Source organism: Fodinicurvata fenggangensis DSM 21160 (assembly GCF_000686045.1).
GTDB classification, from domain to species: Bacteria; Pseudomonadota; Alphaproteobacteria; order Kiloniellales; family DSM-21159; genus Fodinicurvata; species Fodinicurvata fenggangensis.
Genome location: NZ_JMLV01000003.1, coordinates 190,654 through 211,378, shown reverse-complemented (window position 1 = coordinate 211,378; position 20,725 = coordinate 190,654). Strand labels below are relative to the sequence as shown.

The window sequence follows — 20,725 nt, the reverse complement described above, 5'->3', positions numbered from 1 at the left end:
GCTACTCGTCCTCACCGTCGCGAATGCGACGCCAGTTTCGGACATTCCTGTTATGCTCATCCAGGGACTGGGCGAAGGCGTGTCCGCCCGTTCCATCGGCAACGAAATAGATATAGTCCGTTTCGGCTGGATCCAGGACGGCTTCCAGGGACTCCCGGCCGGGATTGGCAATCGGGCCGGGGGGCAGTCCATTGACGTAATAGGTGTTGTAGGGGTCTTCGACTTCCCAGTCCTTGCGCGTCAACTCCCGATCCAAGGGCCCTTTTCCATCGGTCAGGGAATAGATGACCGTCGGGTCCGACTGAAGCGGCATGTCCCGGCGCAAGCGATTGATGAAAACGCTGGCCACCATCGGGCGCTCGCTGGCCACTGCCGTTTCCTTTTCGACAATCGATGCCAGGGTGATAGCCTCCTCCGGCGTTTCCAGCGGCAATCCATCGATACGTTCGGGCCAGAGTTCCTGGACAAGCGCCTGCATGTCCTGCTGCATGCGTTCAATCAAGGCCTGACGGGTGTCACCCCACTGGTAGTGGTAGGTTTCAGGCAGGAGAGAACCCTCAGGCGGCAGTTCAGGAATATCGCCCTCAAGGACCTCGATCCCCTCAAGCAAGGCCACGACTTCATAAGACGTGCGTCCTTCGGGAATCGTGACCTGCCGCACGACAAAATCACCACTTTCCAGTTTATCCAGGACTTCTCTCAAAGATGTCCCTGGGGGAAATTCATACTCCCCTGCCTGAAGACGTCCTGCCTTGCCGGTAAGGCGGGCCGCCACCTGGAAGACCAGGGCATCATCAATGACCTGTTGCTCCTTGAGTTCGGCGGCAATGCTGCGCACGCCACTGCCGCGATCAATAAGCACAACGGTTTCTTCTTTGACCGGGCCTTCGCCTTCATAGGCCTGATAGGCAAGCAGTCCGGCAACGGCGAGCAGGAGCGCGCCGGTTACAATGAGGACCAGGAAAAAGCGAAGCGCACCTCGCATAATGAAGCGCTAGCTGGCCGAGGAAAGAATGAGGCTGGCGTTCGTTCCGCCAAACCCGAAGGAGTTCGAAAGCGCATAGCGCACTTTCCATTCCTTTGGTTCGTGCGGAACAAGGTCCACCCCCTCGGCCTCAGGTGCTGGATCATCCAGGTTGAGGGTTGGAGGCACCACGCCGTCTCGTAACGCGAGAATACAGAAGATAGCCTCGACAGCCCCCGCAGCCCCCAGCAGATGCCCGATCGCGGACTTGGTTGACGACATCTTCACGCGATTCACGGACTCACCGAACAGCTGCTTGACTGCCCCCAGTTCGATGATATCGCCCAATGGGGTCGAGGTGCCATGTGCATTGATATAGTCGATATCCTCCGCGGAAATGCCTGCACGTTTCAGGGCGGCACGCATGGCCCTGTAACCGCCATTTCCATCCTCGGGGGGCGCCGTGACATGGTAGGCATCACCCGAAAGTCCATAGCCAACGACTTCACCATAGATCTTGGCGCCGCGCTTCTTGGCGTGTTCGTACTCCTCGAGCACCAGAACCCCGGAGCCCTCGCCCATGACAAAACCATCCCGGCCCTTGTCCCAGGGACGTGACGCCTTGTTGGGTGTATCGTTATATCCGGTGCTCAACGCACGAGATGCGCAAAATCCAGCCAGTCCGATTCTCGAGATTGCCGCTTCCGCACCGCCGGCAATCATGACGTCCGCATCGTCCATCATGATCAGGCGCGCTGCGTCGCCAATGGCGTGAGCTCCGGTCGAGCAGGCCGTCACAACGGAGTGGTTGGGCCCCTTGAATCCGTATTTTATGGAAACCTGCCCGGAAACGAGATTGATCAGCACGGCTGGAATGAAGAAGGGTGACAGCTTGCGTGGCCCACGCTCCTTTACAGTCAACGCGCCTTCATAAATCGTTTCCAGACCGCCAATTCCGGACCCGATCATCACACCCGTACGTTCCAGGCTGTCCTCATCCTGAGGCGCCCAGCCGGCGTCCATGATGGCCTGATCTGCCGCTGCCATGCCATAGACGATGAAGCGGTCGTTCTTCCGCTGGTCCTTGGGCGCCATCCACTCGTCAGCATTGAATCCGCCCTCGGCAGCATTGCCGACTGGTGGACTGCCGGCGATTTTGGATGGAAGATCGGAAATGTCGAAGCCTTCAACCGGCCCTATTCCCGACTTGCCTTCAAGCAGTTGCTTCCAGACATATTCAACCCCGGTCCCAACCGGTGTGACCAGTCCGAGGCCCGTTATGACAACTCTTCTCATACTGAAAAGACACTCAGCACCCGAGAGGGATTGAAGCGTCCAGACCAGCCGGACGCTTCAATCATGCTCAGGTGTTCTCCTGGATGAAATTGATCGCGTCCTTGACGGTCACGATCTTCTCAGCGGCATCATCGGGGATTTCGCAGCCGAACTCCTCCTCAAACGCCATGACCAACTCAACCGTGTCGAGGCTGTCGGCACCGAGATCATCAATGAAGCTGGCATCCTCCGTGACCTTGGATTCCTCCACACCGAGGTGCTCAACAACGATTTTCTTCACGCGTTCCGCGACATCGCTCATGATTGTCTAATCCCCAAAAAGCTAAAGCTGAAGTGTCTTTCGTATTCTGTTCGGTCCCCTGCACGGCATTTTCGGCTCTTTTGCCTCTGATACCGCTGCTCTGCCGATACTGGCGGCGCCTATTAGCACAGGTATAAACTTCTTGCCAACGCTCCTGACCATTCGCAGCACGACTTTGTACCCTGCCCGGGCAACAGGGGTCCTAGGCGGCTATATCATGGCCATCCCGCCATTAACATGCAAGGTTTGGCCCGTCATGTAACCGGCCTCGTCACTGGCTAGGTAGACACAGGCCGCCGCGACATCCTGGGGAGACCCCAGTCTTCCCGCAGGAATGGAAGCCAGCATTCTCTCTTTCTGCTCGTCATTCAGGACATCGGTCATGGCGGTCTCTATGAACCCTGGCGCCACGCAATTGACCGTGATCCCGCGCGTGGCCACTTCTCCGGCCAGGGACTTGGAGAACCCGATCATGCCGGCCTTCGAGGCGGCGTAGTTGGTTTGTCCCGGATTGCCTGTCACCCCGACAATGGAAGTGATCCCGATAATCCGTCCCCAGCGATTCTTCATCAGCGGCTTCAGGGCGGCGCGGCTCAACCGGAAGGCCGCCGTCAGGTTGACAGCCATCACCTGGTCCCAATCCTCGTCCTTCATGCGCATGGCCAAATTGTCACGTGTCAGGCCCGCATTGTTCACAAGAATGTCAAAACCGCCGAGGGCTTCGCTTACCTGCCCCGGCAGAGCCGCCACAGCCTTTGCGTCATCCAGGGCACAGGGCAGGACCGCCGTCCCCTCGCCCATCTCGGCGGCAAGCGAATCAAGTGCTTCACGCCGGGTACCGGACAGGGCCACCTTGGCGCCTCGTTGATGAAGCGCACGTGCGATAGCTCCGCCAATTCCGCCGGAAGCGCCCGTGACCAATGCCACGCGTCCTGTCAGGTCAAACATGTTCCGCGCCTTTCTTGCTGTTGCATGGTGTTAGAGGCTTTTCAGGAAGGCCTCAATATCCTCTGGGGCTCCAACCGCCGTTCCCTTGAGCTCGCGGTCGATGCGCCTTGTAAGTCCAGTCAGGACCTTCCCTGCGCCCAGCTCTACAATGGACTCCACGCCCGCCTCTTTCATGGCCAACACACTTTCGCGCCAGCGGACCATTCCAGTGACCTGCTCGACCAGCAGGCGCCGCAAGGTCTCGGGCTCCTGCACAGGCTCTGCTGAAACATTGGCAATAAGCGGAACGGGGGGAACCGCAAAAACCACCTCGGCCAGCGCCTCCGCCATTACATCGGCTGCCGGCGCCATCAACGGGCAGTGGAAGGGTGCGGACACCGGCAAGAGCACACTGCGCTTCGCGCCGGCATCGGCCGCCAGTTTGACAGCGCGTTCCACGGCCTCCTTGTGGCCGCTGACCACAATCTGTCCTGGCGCATTGTCGTTTGCCGGGGTGCACACTTGGCGATTGCCGTCCTCGTCCTCTGCAGCCTTCTCTGCGATATCCTGCACGGTCGCCATCTCGAGTCCCAGCAAGGCCGCCATGGCACCGGTGCCAACGGGCACGGCTTCCTGCATGGCCTGCCCGCGCTTCTTGAGCAGGCGGGCCGTCTCCGCCAGACTGAGCGTGCGCACGGCAGCCAGGGCGGAATATTCCCCAAGCGAATGGCCCGCGACATAGTTGGCCTTGTCGAAAAGCGGGCCGCCAATTTCTTCCTCGATCACGCGCACCACCGCCAGGCTCGCCGCCATCAGTGCGGGCTGGGCGTTCTCGGTCAGGGTCAGCTCATCGGCTGGCCCCTCGAACATCAGGCGCGAGAGGTTCTGGGAAAGCGCGTCATCCACTTCCTCGAAAACCATGCGCGCCATGGGAAAGGCCTCGGCAAGCTCCCGCCCCATTCCGACACTCTGGCTGCCCTGACCGGGAAAAACAAAGGCGCGCTGCATGGGATACCCCGTTTCTGTCTGTTCAGAATTATTGCCCTCTTCCAGGACAATGTTAGCTACTGATAACGTCGCACATGTGACTGTCAAGCCAACCAGCGGACCGGCACGAGGCCAGCCTTTCCAGCCTCCCGGCCCGTAGCAGCATCGTGCCACGCTTCAATATGTTTCCAGTGCTTGCAGACAGCCGCAAGAAATGTATAGTGCGCGCCTTCAGACTCAGACGTGAAAATCTGAATCTCCTTGCCGGTTCCCTCTCTTTGTCGCAAACGCATAAATGACGGGATCGGCTAGGGCCGGAACGCCGCCGAAAGCAGTTCGGGGCACCGGGCCGTTAACAGCCGCAAGGAGCACCTCAATGCCGTATTATGAAAGCGTGTTCATTGCACGCCAGGATATCTCTGCGGCCCAGGTGGAATCGCTGACTGACGAATTCGCACAGCTGATCAAGGATCAGGGCGGCGAAATCGCCAAGCGTGAATACTGGGGCCTCAAGAACCTCTCCTTCAAGATCAAGAAGAACCGCAAGGGGCACTACGTCCTCTTCAGCCTTGATGCACCTTCGCCCGCCATCCATGAGTTCGAGCGCGTCATGCGCTATAATGAGGATGTGCTTCGCTACATGACCGTGAAGGTCAAGGAACTGGATCCCGAGCCGTCACCGATGATGCAGTCGCGCGATGAACGTGGCCGTGGCGGACGTCGCGATGAACGCGGCCGTGACGATCGCGGTCGTGGCGGTGGACGCCCACGCCGGGAGGAGAACTGATATGAGTGTACAAGTCGTAAGCCGTGGTGGCGCACCGCGCCGTCCCTTTTTCCGTCGCCGCAAGTCCTGCCCCTTCTCCGGCCCCAACGCGCCGAAGATCGACTACAAGGACGTGCGTTTGCTGCAGCGGTTCATATCAGAACGCGGCAAGATCGTCCCGAGCCGCATCACCGCCGTTTCCAGCAAGAAGCAGCGTGAGCTTGCACGCGCCATCAAGCGCGCGCGTTACCTCGGGCTTCTGCCCTACACCATCAGCTGATTGCTGAGCGGGAGAGAACAATGGAAGTTATTCTTCTGGAACGCATTGAAAATCTGGGTCAGATGGGCGACGTCGTGAAGGTTCGCCATGGTTTTGCCCGGAATTTCCTGCTTCCTCAGAGCAAGGCCCTGCGGGCCAACGAGAAAAACCTTGAGGTTTTCCGCCAGCGGCGTGCCCAGCTGGAAGCCGAGAACCTCAAGCGCCGTCAGGAGGCTGAAGATGTCTCCAAGAAGCTTGACGGCCTGCAGATCATCATCATCCGTCAGGCAGGCGATTCCGGTCAGCTCTACGGCTCTGTCTCTTCGAAGGACATTGCCGAAGCCATTACGGAAGCCGGTGCAACGGTCACACGCAATCAGGTCATCCAGGACCGTCCCATCAAGTCCCTTGGCCTGCACGACATACGGGTGCGCCTGCATCCGGAAGTGTCTGTCGTCGTGACCATCAATGTTGCCCGCTCTCAGAGTGAAGCCGAGTTGCAGCAGAAGGCCGGCAAGTTTGTCAGCTTCGAGGAGCAGCAGGCTCAGGAAGAAGCTGCGGAAGCGGAAGCACTCGAGCGTGCAGCCGAAGCCGAAGTGCTGGAAGCGGAAGCGGAAACCGAGGTTTCACAGGAACAGGACGACGAGGGCGAAGAGCAGAAAGAGCTCGGCTGAGCCCTTCTCCGTCTTAGAGCAGACGTTCCAAGCACGAAAATGGCGGCCGGAAACGGCCGCCATTTTCGTTTCTCGGGCCCACTGGATCCCCTCCTCTTGCGTTTCCCTTCCTAAAAGGCAAATAATTATAGCAGCGTGACGACGCGAGTCGTTGAAGGATAGGAATGCTGACGGACAAGCACGTGAGGGGCATCACCAGTCTGTCCGCATCGAGATCGTGGAGCCTGAAAATGCTATTCAAGAGCATGCTGGCAAAGATGGTGCATAAAGGTACCATCCGCCTTGTCGACGCAGAGGGGAAAACGGAAACCTACGGTTCGGGCGAGGAGCCCAGTTGCACCATCCGACTACACCGGAAGTCGTTGGAATGGTCGCTGGCATTGAACCCGGCCTTGTATGTACCGGAAGCTTACATGGACGGCACCTTGACGATGGATGAGGACATTCGTCATGTGTTCCATGTCGTTTTCTCAAACTACAAGACCCTGGAATCCCAAGCCCTGTTCCAGGCCACCAACCAGCTATTTCGTCAAACCAGACGCCTGAAACAGTTCAATCCAATTGGCAAGGCTCAGAAGAACGTCGCCCATCACTACGACCTGTCCGGCGAACTCTATGACCTGTTCCTGGACAGTGACCGGCAGTACTCCTGTGCCTATTTCACTGACCCGGGGAACTCACTCGAGAAAGCGCAAGAGGACAAGAAACGGCATATCGCGGCCAAGCTGCTGCTCGACCAGCCGGACTTGAAGGTTCTCGACATCGGTTCCGGCTGGGGGGGAATGGGCCTCTATCTGTCAAAGGTCGCGGATTGTGATGTGACCGGCGTGACCCTGAGTGTCGAGCAGCACAATCTCAGTGAAAAGCGTGCCGCCGACGCAGGTCTTAAAAGCCGATGCCGCTTCCAACTGGAAGATTACAGGAACGTGACGGGACCCTTTGATCGAATCGTCTCTGTCGGCATGTTCGAGCATGTAGGCAAGGGAAACTACCCGGAGTTCTTTGCAAAGGTCCGTGACCTTCTGGATGACAACGGTGTCTGCCTATTGCACACTATTGGCCGGCTGGACGAGCCAGCTCCCGTCAACCCTTTCATCCGCAAGTATATCTTCCCGGGGGCTGACCTGCCCTCGCTCTCGGAAGTCACCGGTGTCATAGAGCAAAGTGGCCTGATAACGACCGATATTGAGGTCCTGCGTCTGCATTACGCGGAAACGCTGCGGAATTGGTATGAGCGCTTCCAGGAAAACCGCAAGGAAGTCGCCCGTATTTACGACGAACGCTTCTGCCGCATGTGGGAGACGTATTTGGCCGGGAGCGAAATGGGCTTCCGCTACGAGGGGCTCTGTGTATTCCAGATCCAGCTTACCAAGAACCTTGAAGCCGTCCCCCTGACACGCGACTACATGTACGAGTGGGAAAACAAGGCACAGAACCTGGAAGTCAGGGCTGCCGAATAATGAGCTTCTCCCCGCGGGGATATCAGGACAGAGTTATCCCCGCTAATTTATATTATCCACAGGCCTGAAAGCCACGCCAAGGCTGGACGGACCTGTTACAGTCAGGATCATGGAAGCACAGAGCAGCCCACATCTCAGTGCCGTTTCCGGTACGGACTCCGCGTTTCCGGAACGGATGCCGCCCAGCAACTTAGAAGCGGAACAGGCCTTACTGGCAGCAATACTGGCCAACAATCATGCCTACGAGAAGGTTGCCGGTTTCCTGCAGCCGGACCACTTCACCGATCCAGCACATGCACGTCTTTTCGAAGCTTGCCGTACCCTGATCGAACGTGGCCAGTTGGCGACAGCCATCACGCTCAAGAATCACTTCGAGCAGGATGGCGCCCTGGCTGATGTCGGCGGTGCTAAATATCTGGCCGAACTGCAGGCCTCATACGTCAACATCGTCGATGTGAAGCATTACGGCCGCATCATCCACGACCTGTACCTGCGTCGCGAACTGATCGAACTGGGCGAGGATATCGTCAACAAAGCTTACGAGCATTCCCTGGATTCCGATGCCTTGCAACAGATCGAAGGTTCCGAAGAAAGGCTCTACAGGCTGGCTGAAACCGGGCTGTCCGAAGGTGGACTGCAGGGATTCGGAAATGCACTCAGCGAGGCCGTGGGCCTGATCGAGGCCGCCTACCGGCGAGACGGTGACCTGGCCGGTGTATCGACAGGCTTCACCGACCTGGACAAGCTTCTGGGCGGACTACACAAGTCGGACCTGCTGATCCTTGCGGGCCGTCCCTCCATGGGCAAGACCGCACTTGCCACCAACATCGCCTTCAACGTTGCCCGCTCCAAGCGGGTGGAGCGCGACGAGAACGGACAGGCCTATGAAGTTCCCGAAAGCGTGGCCTTTTTCTCGCTGGAAATGTCGGCAGATCAGTTGGCCTCCCGCATCCTGTCGGAACAGTCTGGCGTGCGCTCGGATTCCCTGCGCAAGGGCGAGATCAATCAGGAAGAATTCGAAAGCATCTTCGAAGCAAGCCGGAACCTGCAGAACCTGCGCCTGTTCATTGACGATACACCGGCCATCAATATCCCGGCTCTGCGGACTCGTGCCCGTCGCCTGAAGCGCCAGCATGGACTGAGCCTTATTGTCGTGGACTACCTGCAGCTCATGTCCGTTCCAGCAGGAACCCGTTCGGACAATCGCGTGCAAGAGATTTCAGACATCACACGTGGCCTCAAAGCCCTGGCCAAGGATCTGGATGTGCCGGTCATTGCACTGTCCCAGTTGAGCCGCGCTGTGGAGCAACGCGAGGACAAGCGACCGCAGCTCGCGGACTTGAGGGAATCCGGGTCGATCGAACAGGACGCCGACGTGGTCATGTTCGTCTACCGAGAGCAATATTATCTGGAGCGTGCCGAACCTGTGCATCGTGAGAACGAGGCCGAAGACAAGTACCAGGAACGCTATCAGCGCTGGCAACAGCGTTGTGAAGCCGCCTATGGCCTGGCCGAAGTCATCGTCGCAAAACAGCGTCATGGCCCCATCGGCATTCGGACCCTGGCCTTCGAAGGGGACACCACACGCTTCAGCGACTTCATACCCGACGATCATCTGCCCGATGCACGCTGATGTCCCGGCCCGCGCGGGCGCCCTGCTCACAATAGACCTGACGGCCCTGCAACAGAACTATCGCCGCCTGGCCGAACAGGCTGCACCAGCGCGTTGTGCAGCGGTCGTAAAGGCGGATGCGTACGGTCTGGGACTGGACCAGGTGGGTCCTGCACTGGCGGAAGCTGGCGCGAACACCTTCTTCGTGGCCCTGCCCGAGGAAGGGATGAGGCTGCGCAGTGTCTTGCCCGATGTGACCGTCTATGTGCTCAGCGGCTATTTCCCGGGTGCAGAGGCCGACTACGCCGAGTATCAGTTGCGCCCCGTGCTCAACAGCCTCGGCGATATTGAACGGTACAGGCAAGCCGTTGAAAATCATCCGGTGCCTGCGGGCCTGCATCTGGACACCGGCATGAGTCGGCTGGGGCTTTCACGCACGGAATGGCTCGCGCTCCAGGAGCGGCCCGAATTGATTCAAGGTCTGGACCTGCGTTTGCATATGAGCCATCTGGCCTGTGCGGAAGACCAGGATCACCCGATGAACAATGAGCAGTTGGAACGTTATCGCCAAATCCAGGCGTTTCTGCCGGAAATCCCTGCCAGCCTGGCCAATTCCTCGGGCCTCTTTCTGGGACCTGACTACAGTTTTCAGCTTGCAAGGCCAGGAGTAGCGCTCTACGGCGCCAACCCGACCCCGGGCCAGCCCACTCCCATGCAGCCGGTTGTTCGCCTTAGCGCTTGGATCCTTCAGGTGCGCGAGATTGATTCAGGCGAAAGCGTTGGCTATGGTGCCACCTACACGGCCGATACGCCCCGGCGTGTCGCCACAATTGCGGCAGGCTACGCCGATGGATTACACCGCGCGCTGTCCAATACGGGTCGGGCCTGGATGGAAGGATATGAATTGCCGTTTCTGGGCCGCGTCTCCATGGATCTCATCACATTGGACGCCAGCAATCTTCCGCCTGCACTTGCCCAGGCAGGCCGGAGCGTGGACCTGCTAGGCCCTGATCAGAATGTTGACAGCCTGGCCGAGCAGGCTGGAACCATTCCCTATGAAATCCTGACAAACCTCGGCCTCCGTTATCACAGACAGTACCTGGACCACACGACGTGATTCCCATCCTGACGCCGCTGGGTCGGACCTTCCTTTCCTTTCTTCAGATTACCGGCCGCCTGGTTATCTTTACAGGGCGCGCACTCTCCCATTGCGTTCGCCCGCCCTTCTATCCCCGGCTCATCGCACGGCAAATGATCGAGATCGGGTATTACTCGCTGCCTGTGGTTGGCTTGACCGCCATATTCACAGGCATGGTCCTCGCCCTGCAAAGCTACACCGGCTTTGCCCGTTTCTCGGCCGAAAGCGCCATACCCAACGTTGTTGTCGTCTCAATCACCCGTGAACTCGGTCCGGTTCTGGCCGGCCTGATGGTTGCTGGGCGTATCGGCGCGGCCATCGCTGCCGAAATCGGGACCATGCGGGTTACAGAACAGATCGATGCGCTCAAGACACTGGCCACCAATCCCTTCAAGTACCTGATTGCCCCCAGGTTGATTGCGGGTATGACGATGCTGCCGATACTGGTGCTTATTGCGGACATCATTGGCGTCTTTGGCGGTTACCTGGTCTCCATCTACAGCCTGGGCTTCAATCCCAGCAGCTATATCAACAACACCATGGACTTCCTGCATGCCCAGGACGTCATTTCGGGGCTGGTGAAGGCGGCCGTTTTCGGCATGCTTGTCACCTTGATGGGCTGCTATCACGGCTATCACTCTCGAGGTGGCGCGCAGGGCGTTGGCCGCGCAACCACGAACGCCGTTGTGTCTGCCTCAATCCTGATTCTCTGCGCGAATTACATTGTCACCGGGCTATTCTTCGATCGATGAGCAGCACAGCAATAGAAATCCGGGATCTCCATATCTCATTCGGCAGCAATCATGTGCTGCGAGGCGTGAATCTGGATGTCCCGAGCGGCAGTTCGCTTGTTGTGATTGGAGGCTCCGGCAGCGGCAAGTCCGTTCTCTTGAAATGCATTCTCGGCATTCTCCAGCCGGACTCCGGGACCATCCATATCAATGGTGAAGAGATTACGGGTCTTTATGGTCGACACCTGGACAATTTCCGTACTCGTTTTGGAATGCTCTTCCAGGGCTCGGCCCTGTTCGATTCCCTGCCGGTGTGGGAGAACGTTGCCTTCTATCCCCTGCACAACCAGGGAATGTCGCGCAAGAAGGCGCACGAACTCTCCTTGCGATATCTTGCCAACGTTGGCCTTGATGCGGACATAGCCGAATTCTATCCAGCGGAACTCTCCGGTGGCATGCGAAAACGCGTCGGGCTGGCCCGAGCCATCGCGACAGAGCCCGATATCATCTTCTTCGACGAACCGACAACGGGCCTGGACCCGATCATGGGCGACATGATCGACCAGTTGATCCGCAAATGCATCATCGAGTATGGCTTCACCGGCCTGACGATCACCCATGACATGGCGAGTGTGCGGCGCATCTCCGACGAGGTGGCCCTGCTGTACGAAGGACGCATCGTGTGGAAGGGTGCTACGGACAAGCTCGACCACCCCGACAACCCCTACGTGGAACAGTTCGTGACCGGACACACGGAAGGCCCCATCCAGGTTCAGTTCTGACAGATCATGGCAAAGCGCCAAACCCAGTATGTCTGCCAATCCTGTGGAAGCGTCCATCCCAAATGGAGCGGACGCTGTGACAGCTGCGGTGAGTGGAACACTCTGGCCGAGGAAGTGGTCCAGCAGGGAACCCCCGGTGGCTTGAAGGCCTCGGGAAATACAAAGGGGCGTGAAGTCGAGTTCGTCGCCTTGAAGGGTATGGGCGCAACACCGCCCCGTTTCGTCTCTGGCATTGGCGAGTTCGACCGTGTCTGTGGAGGCGGCCTTGTACCGGGATCCGCTGTCCTGGTCGGCGGCGATCCCGGAATCGGGAAATCGACCCTGTTGCTACAGGTCACGGCGGCCCTGACAGGCGAGAACGAATCTCAGGTCTGTGCCTATGTCTCGGGCGAGGAGGCGATAGACCAGATCAGGCTGCGTGCTTCCCGCTTGGGGCTGACAGACTCCCGGGTGCAGTTGGCGGCCGAGACCTCTGTGCGCGACCTGATAGCCACGCTTGACCGCCCCGACCCACCGCGCATCGTTGTCATCGACTCCATCCAGACCATGCATGTGGACAATATGGAATCCGCTCCTGGGACGGTCGGACAGGTGCGCGCGGCATCCCAGGAACTAATTCGCCTGGCCAAGAAACGCGGCTTCTGTCTGCTACTGGTCGGCCATGTAACCAAGGACGGCATGATCGCCGGACCCAAGGTCCTGGAACACATGGTCGATTGCGTCCTGACCTTCGAGGGCGAACGCGGTCACCAGTTCCGTGTGCTGCGCTCGGTGAAGAATCGCTATGGTGCCACCGACGAGATCGGTGTCTTCGAGATGGTGGACGAAGGCTTGAGTGAGGTTACCAACCCCTCGGAGCTGTTCCTGGCCGAACGCCGTGGAAATATTTCGGGAGCATCGGTCTTTGCCGGGCTCGAAGGAACACGGCCGGTGCTGGTCGAAATCCAGGCCCTGGTCAGCCCCTCGCCCCTGGGGACACCTCGAAGGACGGTCGTCGGATGGGACAGCGGACGCCTGGCGATGGTGCTGGCTGTCCTGGAAGCACGCTGCGGGCTTGTGATGGCGGGTAAGGATGTATATCTGAATGTTGCAGGTGGATTGCGGATCAACGAACCGGCAGCAGACCTTGCCGTGGCCGCTGCACTGGTGTCCGCAGCCAGCGATACCGCCGTGCCCGAAGAATTCGTGGTTTTCGGGGAAATTGGCTTGTCCGGAGAAATACGGGCGGTCAGCCAGACCGAAGTCAGATTGAAGGAAGCTGCAAAGCTGGGCTTCACACGCGCGCTGTTGCCGCCACGTCGAGGACGCAAGCTGACACCGCCATCCGGCATAGTGATACAGGAAGTTGCACACCTCCAGGACCTTGTCGCACATATTGCTGCCGGTTCGGGAAAAGACTAGAGAAGGCTCATGGACAACCTGCCGATCAATGCCGTCGACCTCGCAATTCTGATCGTGGTCCTGCTCTCTGGCCTGCTGGCCTTCAGCCGTGGCTTTGTCCATGAATTCCTGGGCCTTATCGCCTGGGTCGGCGCTGCCCTGGTCACCCTTCATTTCTTTCTGCCCGCACAGCAGATCGCACGTGATATCATAGCGATCGAAATATTGGCGGACATAGCTGCCGGGCTGGCGCTTTTCCTCGTGGCGCTGTTCTTCTTCTCGATCATTTCACGAACCATCGGGAAGCGCGTTCGGGAGAGCAGTATAGGCTTCCTGGATCGCTCGCTGGGGCTTTTGTTCGGCATTGCGCGCGGTGCGCTTATCGTTTGCCTTCTTTGGCTGGTCTTTGCCTGGCTGATGCCGCCGGCAGACCGGCCGCAATGGGTCCAGGAAGCACGGGCCGTCCCCATGCTGCAAAACGGTGCCGACCTGATCCGAGAGGTTGTCCCCAAGGAACTGATGTTACCCGGCGACGAAACAGAGCAGCAGCAGCAGACAGTCAATCCGGTCCCCCCGCTACAACCGGAAACCAGTGACAATGGCAGCGCCGAAGACGAATCGGGCGGGTATAGCGACGATACGCGGCGTGAATTGAATCGGCTGATGGAGCAGCAGCAATAAATATGGAAGACACCACGATGAGCAGGCACCCCTTTGACGATGACCGTCTGAACGAGGAGTGTGCGGTCTTCGGCATTCATGGTCCCTCCGACGATGCAGCAGCGCATACCGCCCTGGGACTGCATGCCATGCAGCATCGAGGCCAGGAGGCCTCAGGCATGGTTTCCTTCGACGGCAGCCAGTTCAACGCCCACAGGGACATCGGCCTGGTCGGAGACATCTTTGGCAGCGAGCATGTCATGTCCCGACTGAAGGGACATGCGGCCATCGGGCACAACCGCTATTCCACATCCGGTGGCACGATCATGCGCAATGTCCAGCCACTGTTCGCGGATCTGGAGTTCGGCGGCTTTGCCCTGGCACACAATGGCAACCTGACGAATGCCAACAGCCTGCGCCGCGAACTGGTGCGGCGTGGCTCGCTGTTCCAGTCAACGTCCGATACCGAAGTCATTATCCACCTGATCGCGACCGCCAAGGGCGAGAGTATCATCGAGCGGATGGCGGAGGCCTTGATAGAAGTCGAGGGCGCCTATTCGCTGGTGGCCTTGACGGCGGATGGCGTTATCGGCGTGCGCGATCCGCTGGGTGTGCGCCCTCTGGTGCTGGGCCGTATTGGAGACTCCTACCTGCTGGCCAGTGAAACCTGTGCCTTCGACATCATCGGCGCCGACTTCGTTCGTGAAATCGAACCGGGTGAAATGGTGATCCTGGACGGAGGCGAACCCCGCTCACTGCGCATCTTTCCCAAGCAGGCACAACGCTTCTGTGTCTTCGAATATATCTACTTTGCCCGCCCGGATTCGGTCTTGGAGGGCAAATCCGTCTATGACGCACGCAAGTACATCGGCCACGAACTGGCACGGGAAAGCCCCATTCCCGCCGATCTTGTAGTTCCGGTACCCGATTCCGGCGTTCCCGCGGCACTGGGCTTTTCCGAGGAGAGCGGCCTGCCCTTCGAGTTCGGCATCATCCGCAATCACTACGTGGGAAGGACCTTCATCGAGCCAGGGCAGGAGATCCGTAATCTGGGCGTACGCCTGAAGCACAATGCAAACAGGGCAAAGCTGAAGGGCAAGCGGGTCATCCTTGTAGACGATTCCATTGTCAGAGGCACCACGTCCCGCAAGATTGTGCAGATGGTTCGTGCAGCCGGTGCAACCGAGGTGCACATGCGTATTGCCTCCCCGCCCATCGCCCACTCCTGCTTCTATGGTGTCGACACCCCGGAGCGTGAGCAACTCATGGCACACAAGATGACCGTCGATGAGATGGCCGCCCACCTCGACGTCGACAGCTTGGCCTTCATCTCCATGGATGGTCTCTACCGGGCCATGGGAGAGGCGAAGCGAGACGGGCAGCTCCCCCAGTTCTGCGACGCCTGTTTCACTGGCGATTACCCCACCCCCTTGACGGATCGAGATTCGAGCGATGCGCCCCAACTGTCACTGCTTACGGAACTGCAGAAGGGCTGACAGCCGCGCAGGGAGTTGCCAGGGATGCTTGGGCGTCTGACCAACGCCCTGCTGGCAACCTCGGGAGCCGCTGCAGCAGGGCAGGCTCCTGCCTTTCAGGCCCAGTACCGGCAACAGCTTGCCGGCCGCTTGGATCAGGCCCGACAGGATCTCGCACAGCTGCTCAAGGAAGCCGACGCAAAGGGATTGACGCCGGAACAGTTCCTGCAGCGCGCTGAGAAGGAGGCTGGCGCCTACACCAGAAGTCTGGTTGCAGATGCGCACAGCACCCTGGATACCTATCGGAACCTCCAGGAAGCCTATAACGCTCTGTCCCAAAGCACCCTCGTCAGCCGACCCTTCATCCTGATCCAGCATTTGGATCCACAGATTACCGGTTCCGTGGTTTCCCATTTCCAGCCTGCCCTGCCATTGAACATGGAAGGCCTTGCCTACGCCGGAATCGGACTCCTGATCGGCGTTGCTTTCGCTGCCCTGCTGGAATATGCCGGGCGACGCATCCTGCACAGCCTGAGACGAATGAAAGGAAAGCCTCATCATGGCGGACAACACGGAAGCACCCTCCGCCAACAAGGCCGATGACAGAGGCCGCATGTCCGCACGTGTAGCACTGGTGACCGGAGCCACACGCGGCATCGGGCGCGCCGTTGCAAAGCTTCTGGCTGCCGAGGGTGCTCAGACCATACTGGTGGCACGCACCGTCGGTGCTCTTGAAGAGGTTGACGACGAGATTTGCAAGGCAGGTGGATTGAAACCCACCCTGGTTCCACTGGACCTGAGCGAACTGGATCGAATAGACGGAATCGGCGCGGCGCTTTACGAACGGTACGGAAAGCTGGACGCTCTGGTTGGCAATGCCGGAACTCTCGGCGTGCTGTCGCCGATTGCTCACATCTCTCCGAAAACCTGGGAAGATGCCTTCACGGTCAACGTTCATGCCAACTATCGCTTGTTGCGCAGCCTGGACCCCCTGTTGCGGCTGTCAGATGCGGGCCGTGCACTGTTCGTTACATCGGGCCAGGCCGAAAAGGCCAATGCCTACTGGTCCGTCTACGCAGCAACCAAGGCGGCGTTGAATGCGCTCGTGAAAAGTTATGCCGAAGAGGTGGCGAAATTCGGGATCAAGGCCAACCTGGTCTCTCCCGGCCCGATACGAACGGCCATGCGTGCCCAGGCCTTTCCAGGCGAAGACCCCGAGAAGCTGCGCACGCCTGAACAGATTGCACCTGCTTTCCTGCCCGCCCTCTTGCCCGATTATGAAACAACCGGCGGCATCATCGACATTCCCCGTGACTGAACTGGACTCGTTTCAGGAGGCGTAGGGGTTCTTCGATTTCTTGAGGTGGATGCGGATGGGGGTGCCGGGCATGTCGAAATCCTCGCGCAGGGCATTCTCCAGGTATCGAAGATAGGAGTCCGGCAAATCCGAGGGATTTGAACAGGAGATCGCAAAGGTAGGAGGTCGGGTCCGCGCCTGCGTGATGTACTTCATGCGAATCCTGCGGCCACCCGGCGCCGGCGGCGGATGCGCTGCCGTGACATTCTCCAGCCAGCGATTGAGAAGCCCGGTGGAAAGACGCTTGTTCCAGATTTCATAGGCCGCCATGACGGCATCGAGCAGACGTGGCAGGCCGCGCCCTTCCCGTGCCGAGATTGTCACCAACGGAATGCCCCGGGTCTGGGGAAAGGAGCGTTCCAGGCGGTCACGTATGGCCCGCATGGTGCCCTGACGATCCGCACAGGCATCCCACTTGTTGACTGCGATGACCAGCGCACGCCCCTCATCCACCACCTGGCGTGCGATCGTCAGGTCCTGCTTCTCCAGGCCGAGCCCCGCATCCAGAACGAGGATCACCACCTGCGCATAATCGATGGAGCGTTTGGTCTCCGCAACAGACAGCCGTTCAACCTTGTCATCCACGCGCGCGCGTCGACGCAATCCGGCTGTATCGACAAGTCGTATCGGACGGCCCTTGAAATCCCAGTCCACCGAAATGGAATCGCGCGTGATCCCGGCCTCGGGGCCGGTCAAAAGGCGCTCCTCACCCAACAACTTGTTGACCAACGTCGATTTTCCGACATTGGGGCGTCCAACCACAGCCAGTTGCAAAGGCCCGCGATCTTCCCCCAGGTCCTCGACCTCGTTCGCGTCTTCGTCGGATACCTCTTCCGATTTGAACAACGACGACAGGAAGTCATAGAGTTCATCCAGCCCCAGGCCATGCTCGGCCGACAAGGCGATGGGCTCACCCAGCCCCAGGCTGTATGCCTCCAGGCGCCCTGCTTCGCCGGCCGCGCCTTCGGACTTGTTGGCTGCCAACAGGACCGGCGTTTCCTCGCGTCGCAACCAGTTTGCAAAGTGTTGGTCCAGCGGCGTCACACCCGAACGGGCATCGATCAGCATCAAGACGGCATCCGCGTCCCGTACAGCCTGTTCGGTTTGCCGCCGCATACGGGCTTCGAGGCTGTCATCGTCCACATCCTCCAGCCCGGCCGTATCGATGACCTTGAAGGCAAGGTCGAACAGATGGCCTTCCCCTTCTCGCCGGTCGCGGGTCACACCAGGACGGTCGTCAACCAGCGCGACCCTGCGACCTACCAGTCTGTTGAACAGGGTCGACTTGCCGACATTGGGCCGGCCGATAATCGCAAGGGTAAAAGCCATCTGACTGCTTCAGCGCAAGGCCAGGAGTTGCCCGTCATCGGTCACGACATACAGCGTCTCACGGGCAATCACCGGGCTAATAGCGGCCCCTGCAGGCAGGTTTATCTGGCTTCTCAGTTCCCCGCTGCGCGCATCGTAAAGGCGCAGATCTCCATTGCTGCCAGCGATCACCAGATTGCCACCGCCCATGACCGGACCGTACCAGATGATGGGATCTTCCCGGTCCTCCGGGTCCTCGAAACGCGGCAGTTGTGCCACCCAGCGAATGGTGCCCTCTTCGCGCAACAAGGCCACCAATTCATTGTTGTTGGACAAGACATAGACCATGTTGCCGGATGACCAGGGCATCTCGATGCCACCGACCGACGCTTCCCAGACACGCAGGCCGCGACGCTGGTCGATCGCCACCATGCGCCCTGCATTGCTGATCGCGGTCAGCAACCCGCGATCCAGCACGGGCATGCCGCGGATGTGCGCCAGGCCACGGCTGCGGTCCATCCGGCGGAAACCGGCCAGGCTGTCATCCCACAGGGCGCGGCCATTCCGGGACATGACCGAGACGATTTCACCGGATGAAAAGGCCGCCACGACAGAATCGTCATTTGCTACAGGAGCCGCAGCCCCGATGAAGGCTGTCTCCTCCTCGATGCCGGGAAAGTCCCAGACACGTTCACCACTGTCGGCATCAAAGGCGTAGAGACGATTGTCCAGGGAGATCACGTAAACCTGGTTGTTGGCGACTGTGGGGGCCGCGCGCACAGGCAGGAGTGTCGTATTCTCCCACTTGACCTGACCGCTGGCGGGATCAAGCGCGAAAACTTCGCCGAAGCCCGTAGTAACGAACAGTGTCCCGTCCTTGTAGGCCAAGCCGCCACCGAACCGTCCATCGCTGTCGCGATCTCCGGACAGGTCGACACGCCATTTCTGACCCCCGTTTCCGGAGCTCAGCGCCGAGACACGGCTGCGAGAATCCATGGCATAGATCGTATCCCCGACGACAATCGGCTGTGCCAACAGGCGATTGCCCTCGCTGTTACCGCTTCCGATGCTGCTGCTCCAGGCCCTGTTCAGGGATGAGCTCAAGGTCAGGTTCTGCAAGTCGTTGCGGGCATTTCCCCCACTTTGCGCCCAATCATTGTTACGCACGGCTGTCGGGATCGTAATCCTGCTGTCCCGTGCCTCGGCGTCGGCCTCGAGTGTACGATCGCTATCCAGGACGGAAATGCGCTTGCCGGGGAGCGGGGGCGCTTCGGGTTCGCCGAACCAGCCGTCGACAGTTCCACAGCCGCCAAGCAAAAGCGCGCCCGAAAGGGCAAGGGTCGTCAGCAGTTTGTTGGACATCACTTGGAGTTACTCCGCAATCGTGGCTAGCATTTGAGTGGCGCGCTGGCGAAGCGGTCCCGGTGCCCCGGAATCGTCAACGATGGCTTGTAGCTGTTCGCGTGCCTGTTCTTCCTCGCCCTGCTCAATGGCAGCCAGGGCCGAGACTTCCAGCGCCAGGGGGCGATAGGCCCCATTGCCTTGTACCTGCTCGGTCAGCATGTCTTCCACGCTCTGATAGTCGCCCAGATCCAGCCGGTACTGTGCTGCCTGGACCAAGGCGGCATCGCGCCAAAGCTGCGGGGCCGAGCTTCCGGCAACGCCTTCCAGGGTTGCAGCGGCCTGTTCGGGATTTCCATTCTCCGCCTGCAGTCCTGCCTGCTGAAAGGCGGCCAGAATACTGTAGCCGCCCTCTCCTCCGGCCGCGATCTCTTCGAAAGCCTCGATTGCGGCCGTTGGATTCTCTTCAGACTCGACCTGCTGGCTGGCCATGAAATAGCGCTGGGAAGATTCGGTTCTTTGCTGTTGCTGCCAGTACTTCCAGCCTTCTGTCCCAGCCACGGCCAGAACGACAACGGCGACGGCAAGGCCTATATAGATGCCGTACTTTTTGAAGAACGTCATCCATTGGTCGCGACGGACCTCTTCATCAACTTCGCGGAAAATATCGCTCACGACAGCCCCTCGGCTTCAATAGTCATTATAACAGAAGCACGGTTCATTCCTCCGTGCACCCCTGCCCTGCACTCGTTCTAACATCTGCCGGTCCAAAGCCTGCCGGCAACCGGGCTGCAACATAGCTTGCCTGCCCCGGCTTGATAAGGAAAATTGCGCATGAAATATAAGTCCGTACAAGCCCGTTGGCCAAAAGGTCCCTAGGTTTCCCCTGTGGACGCCCGGAGGTAAATACGAGAGACTTGATCCGCTGATCATTTGCAAGAGAAGGCAGGCAGTTCATGGCAAAGGTGGTGCGGCTCGAAGATATTCGGATCGACCGCAAGCAACGCGCCACACCGCTCTATTTCAACAGGACCGAGCTTGATGCCCTGTTGTCCCTCTACAGTCATCAAGTGGCCGATGGCGTATGGCGGGATTACGCCATAGACCATCGCCCGGGAATTGCGCTTTTCTCGATCTTCCGGCACAGCTTCGATCGTCCGCTCTACACGATTGCCAAGCGCATGCAGACCACGGGAAACCAGCCTGAATACATGTTGTTCGATAGCCAGAAGATGCTGGCCCGCAAGGGACGACTCCAGGACCTGCTCACCTATTTCCGGAAGAAGCTGGAAGCCGTCTGAGACCAG

22 protein-coding genes are annotated in these 20,725 nt (G+C 59.2%); 14 read left to right on the top strand and 8 right to left on the bottom strand.

All coding sequences use genetic code 11. The features are described 5' to 3' along the window. Position 1 precedes the first annotated feature (1 nt). The 5 genes from mltG to fabD form a co-directional block, all read right to left on the bottom strand. The gene (gene mltG, locus BP38_RS0106755) at positions 2 to 985 is read right to left on the bottom strand and encodes an endolytic transglycosylase MltG (RefSeq protein ID WP_026987105.1); all 984 of its coding nucleotides are present in this window, start codon (positions 983 to 985) and stop codon (positions 2 to 4) included. A 9-nt stretch (positions 986 to 994) separates the two neighbouring features. Continuing rightward, on the bottom strand, positions 995 to 2,260 hold the full coding sequence (fabF, locus tag BP38_RS0106750; RefSeq protein WP_026987104.1) for a beta-ketoacyl-ACP synthase II: 1,266 nt from the start codon (positions 2,258 to 2,260) through the stop codon (positions 995 to 997). Positions 2,261 to 2,327: 67 nt separating this feature from the next. Continuing rightward, entirely contained in the window at positions 2,328 to 2,561 is a 234-nt protein-coding gene (locus BP38_RS0106745; protein WP_022727476.1) for an acyl carrier protein, read from the bottom strand. Between the two features lie 210 nt (positions 2,562 to 2,771). Beyond that, complete coding sequence (gene fabG / locus BP38_RS0106740; RefSeq protein ID WP_026987103.1) at positions 2,772 to 3,509, bottom strand: 3-oxoacyl-[acyl-carrier-protein] reductase; 738 nt, start codon at positions 3,507 to 3,509, stop codon at positions 2,772 to 2,774. A 30-nt stretch (positions 3,510 to 3,539) separates the two neighbouring features. After that, positions 3,540 to 4,496 (bottom strand): ACP S-malonyltransferase, encoded by a 957-nt coding sequence (fabD, locus tag BP38_RS0106735; RefSeq protein WP_026987102.1) that lies wholly within the window; start codon positions 4,494 to 4,496, stop codon positions 3,540 to 3,542. Between the two features lie 355 nt (positions 4,497 to 4,851). Between fabD and rpsF the strand changes: the two genes are divergently transcribed. From rpsF to BP38_RS0106670, 13 genes are all read left to right on the top strand, one after another. After that, positions 4,852 to 5,262: a 30S ribosomal protein S6 gene (gene rpsF / locus BP38_RS0106730; RefSeq protein WP_026987101.1), complete on the top strand. Its 411-nt coding sequence runs from the start codon at positions 4,852 to 4,854 to the stop codon at positions 5,260 to 5,262. A gap of 1 nt (position 5,263) precedes the next feature. After that, positions 5,264 to 5,521 (top strand): 30S ribosomal protein S18, encoded by a 258-nt coding sequence (rpsR, locus tag BP38_RS0106725; RefSeq protein ID WP_022727480.1) that lies wholly within the window; start codon positions 5,264 to 5,266, stop codon positions 5,519 to 5,521. Between the two features lie 20 nt (positions 5,522 to 5,541). Then, on the top strand, positions 5,542 to 6,174 hold the full coding sequence (rplI, locus tag BP38_RS0106720) for a 50S ribosomal protein L9 (protein WP_026987100.1): 633 nt from the start codon (positions 5,542 to 5,544) through the stop codon (positions 6,172 to 6,174). Positions 6,175 to 6,404: 230 nt separating this feature from the next. Further along, positions 6,405 to 7,634 (top strand): class I SAM-dependent methyltransferase, encoded by a 1,230-nt coding sequence (locus BP38_RS0106715; protein ID WP_026987099.1) that lies wholly within the window; start codon positions 6,405 to 6,407, stop codon positions 7,632 to 7,634. 109 nt (positions 7,635 to 7,743) lie between these two features. Beyond that, entirely contained in the window at positions 7,744 to 9,267 is a 1,524-nt protein-coding gene (locus BP38_RS19445; protein WP_035724030.1) for a replicative DNA helicase, read from the top strand. Continuing rightward, the gene (gene alr, locus BP38_RS0106705; RefSeq protein WP_026987098.1) at positions 9,257 to 10,363 is read left to right on the top strand and encodes an alanine racemase; all 1,107 of its coding nucleotides are present in this window, start codon (positions 9,257 to 9,259) and stop codon (positions 10,361 to 10,363) included. Before BP38_RS19445 ends, alr begins: the two co-directional genes overlap by 11 nt. Next, positions 10,363 to 11,136, top strand: coding sequence for an MlaE family ABC transporter permease (locus tag BP38_RS0106700; protein ID WP_026987097.1), 774 nt, complete (start codon positions 10,363 to 10,365; stop codon positions 11,134 to 11,136). The genes alr and BP38_RS0106700 overlap by 1 nt, the downstream gene beginning before the upstream one ends. Further along, positions 11,133 to 11,897, top strand: a complete 765-nt coding sequence (locus BP38_RS0106695; protein WP_026987096.1) for an ABC transporter ATP-binding protein — start codon at positions 11,133 to 11,135, stop codon at positions 11,895 to 11,897. The genes BP38_RS0106700 and BP38_RS0106695 overlap by 4 nt, the downstream gene beginning before the upstream one ends. A gap of 6 nt (positions 11,898 to 11,903) precedes the next feature. Next, positions 11,904 to 13,298, top strand: coding sequence for a DNA repair protein RadA (gene radA / locus BP38_RS0106690; protein WP_026987095.1), 1,395 nt, complete (start codon positions 11,904 to 11,906; stop codon positions 13,296 to 13,298). A 9-nt stretch (positions 13,299 to 13,307) separates the two neighbouring features. Continuing rightward, positions 13,308 to 13,958 carry a CvpA family protein gene (locus BP38_RS0106685; RefSeq protein ID WP_026987094.1) on the top strand — a complete coding sequence of 217 codons (651 nt, stop codon included), beginning with the start codon at positions 13,308 to 13,310 and terminating at the stop codon, positions 13,956 to 13,958. A gap of 17 nt (positions 13,959 to 13,975) precedes the next feature. Beyond that, a complete protein-coding gene (purF, locus tag BP38_RS0106680) occupies positions 13,976 to 15,433 on the top strand; it encodes an amidophosphoribosyltransferase (RefSeq protein ID WP_026987093.1) in 1,458 nt (485 codons plus the stop codon). Positions 15,434 to 15,457: 24 nt separating this feature from the next. Then, positions 15,458 to 16,015 (top strand): DUF2937 family protein, encoded by a 558-nt coding sequence (locus tag BP38_RS0106675; RefSeq protein ID WP_026987092.1) that lies wholly within the window; start codon positions 15,458 to 15,460, stop codon positions 16,013 to 16,015. Continuing rightward, positions 15,972 to 16,730 carry an SDR family NAD(P)-dependent oxidoreductase gene (locus BP38_RS0106670; protein WP_035724028.1) on the top strand — a complete coding sequence of 253 codons (759 nt, stop codon included), beginning with the start codon at positions 15,972 to 15,974 and terminating at the stop codon, positions 16,728 to 16,730. Before BP38_RS0106675 ends, BP38_RS0106670 begins: the two co-directional genes overlap by 44 nt. A gap of 12 nt (positions 16,731 to 16,742) precedes the next feature. On the opposite strand, the gene der is transcribed toward BP38_RS0106670, so the two are convergent. From der to BP38_RS0106655, 3 genes are read right to left on the bottom strand one after another with little or no spacing between them, the layout of a single operon-like run. Continuing rightward, positions 16,743 to 18,098, bottom strand: a complete 1,356-nt coding sequence (gene der / locus BP38_RS0106665) for a ribosome biogenesis GTPase Der (RefSeq protein WP_026987090.1) — start codon at positions 18,096 to 18,098, stop codon at positions 16,743 to 16,745. A 9-nt stretch (positions 18,099 to 18,107) separates the two neighbouring features. Next, positions 18,108 to 19,439: a PQQ-like beta-propeller repeat protein gene (locus BP38_RS0106660; RefSeq protein ID WP_026987089.1), complete on the bottom strand. Its 1,332-nt coding sequence runs from the start codon at positions 19,437 to 19,439 to the stop codon at positions 18,108 to 18,110. 9 nt (positions 19,440 to 19,448) lie between these two features. After that, positions 19,449 to 20,093, bottom strand: a complete 645-nt coding sequence (locus BP38_RS0106655) for a tetratricopeptide repeat protein (RefSeq protein WP_026987088.1) — start codon at positions 20,091 to 20,093, stop codon at positions 19,449 to 19,451. Between the two features lie 281 nt (positions 20,094 to 20,374). Between BP38_RS0106655 and BP38_RS19440 the strand changes: the two genes are divergently transcribed. Continuing rightward, positions 20,375 to 20,719: a DUF2794 domain-containing protein gene (locus BP38_RS19440; protein WP_035724025.1), complete on the top strand. Its 345-nt coding sequence runs from the start codon at positions 20,375 to 20,377 to the stop codon at positions 20,717 to 20,719. Positions 20,720 to 20,725: the final 6 nt, after the last annotated feature.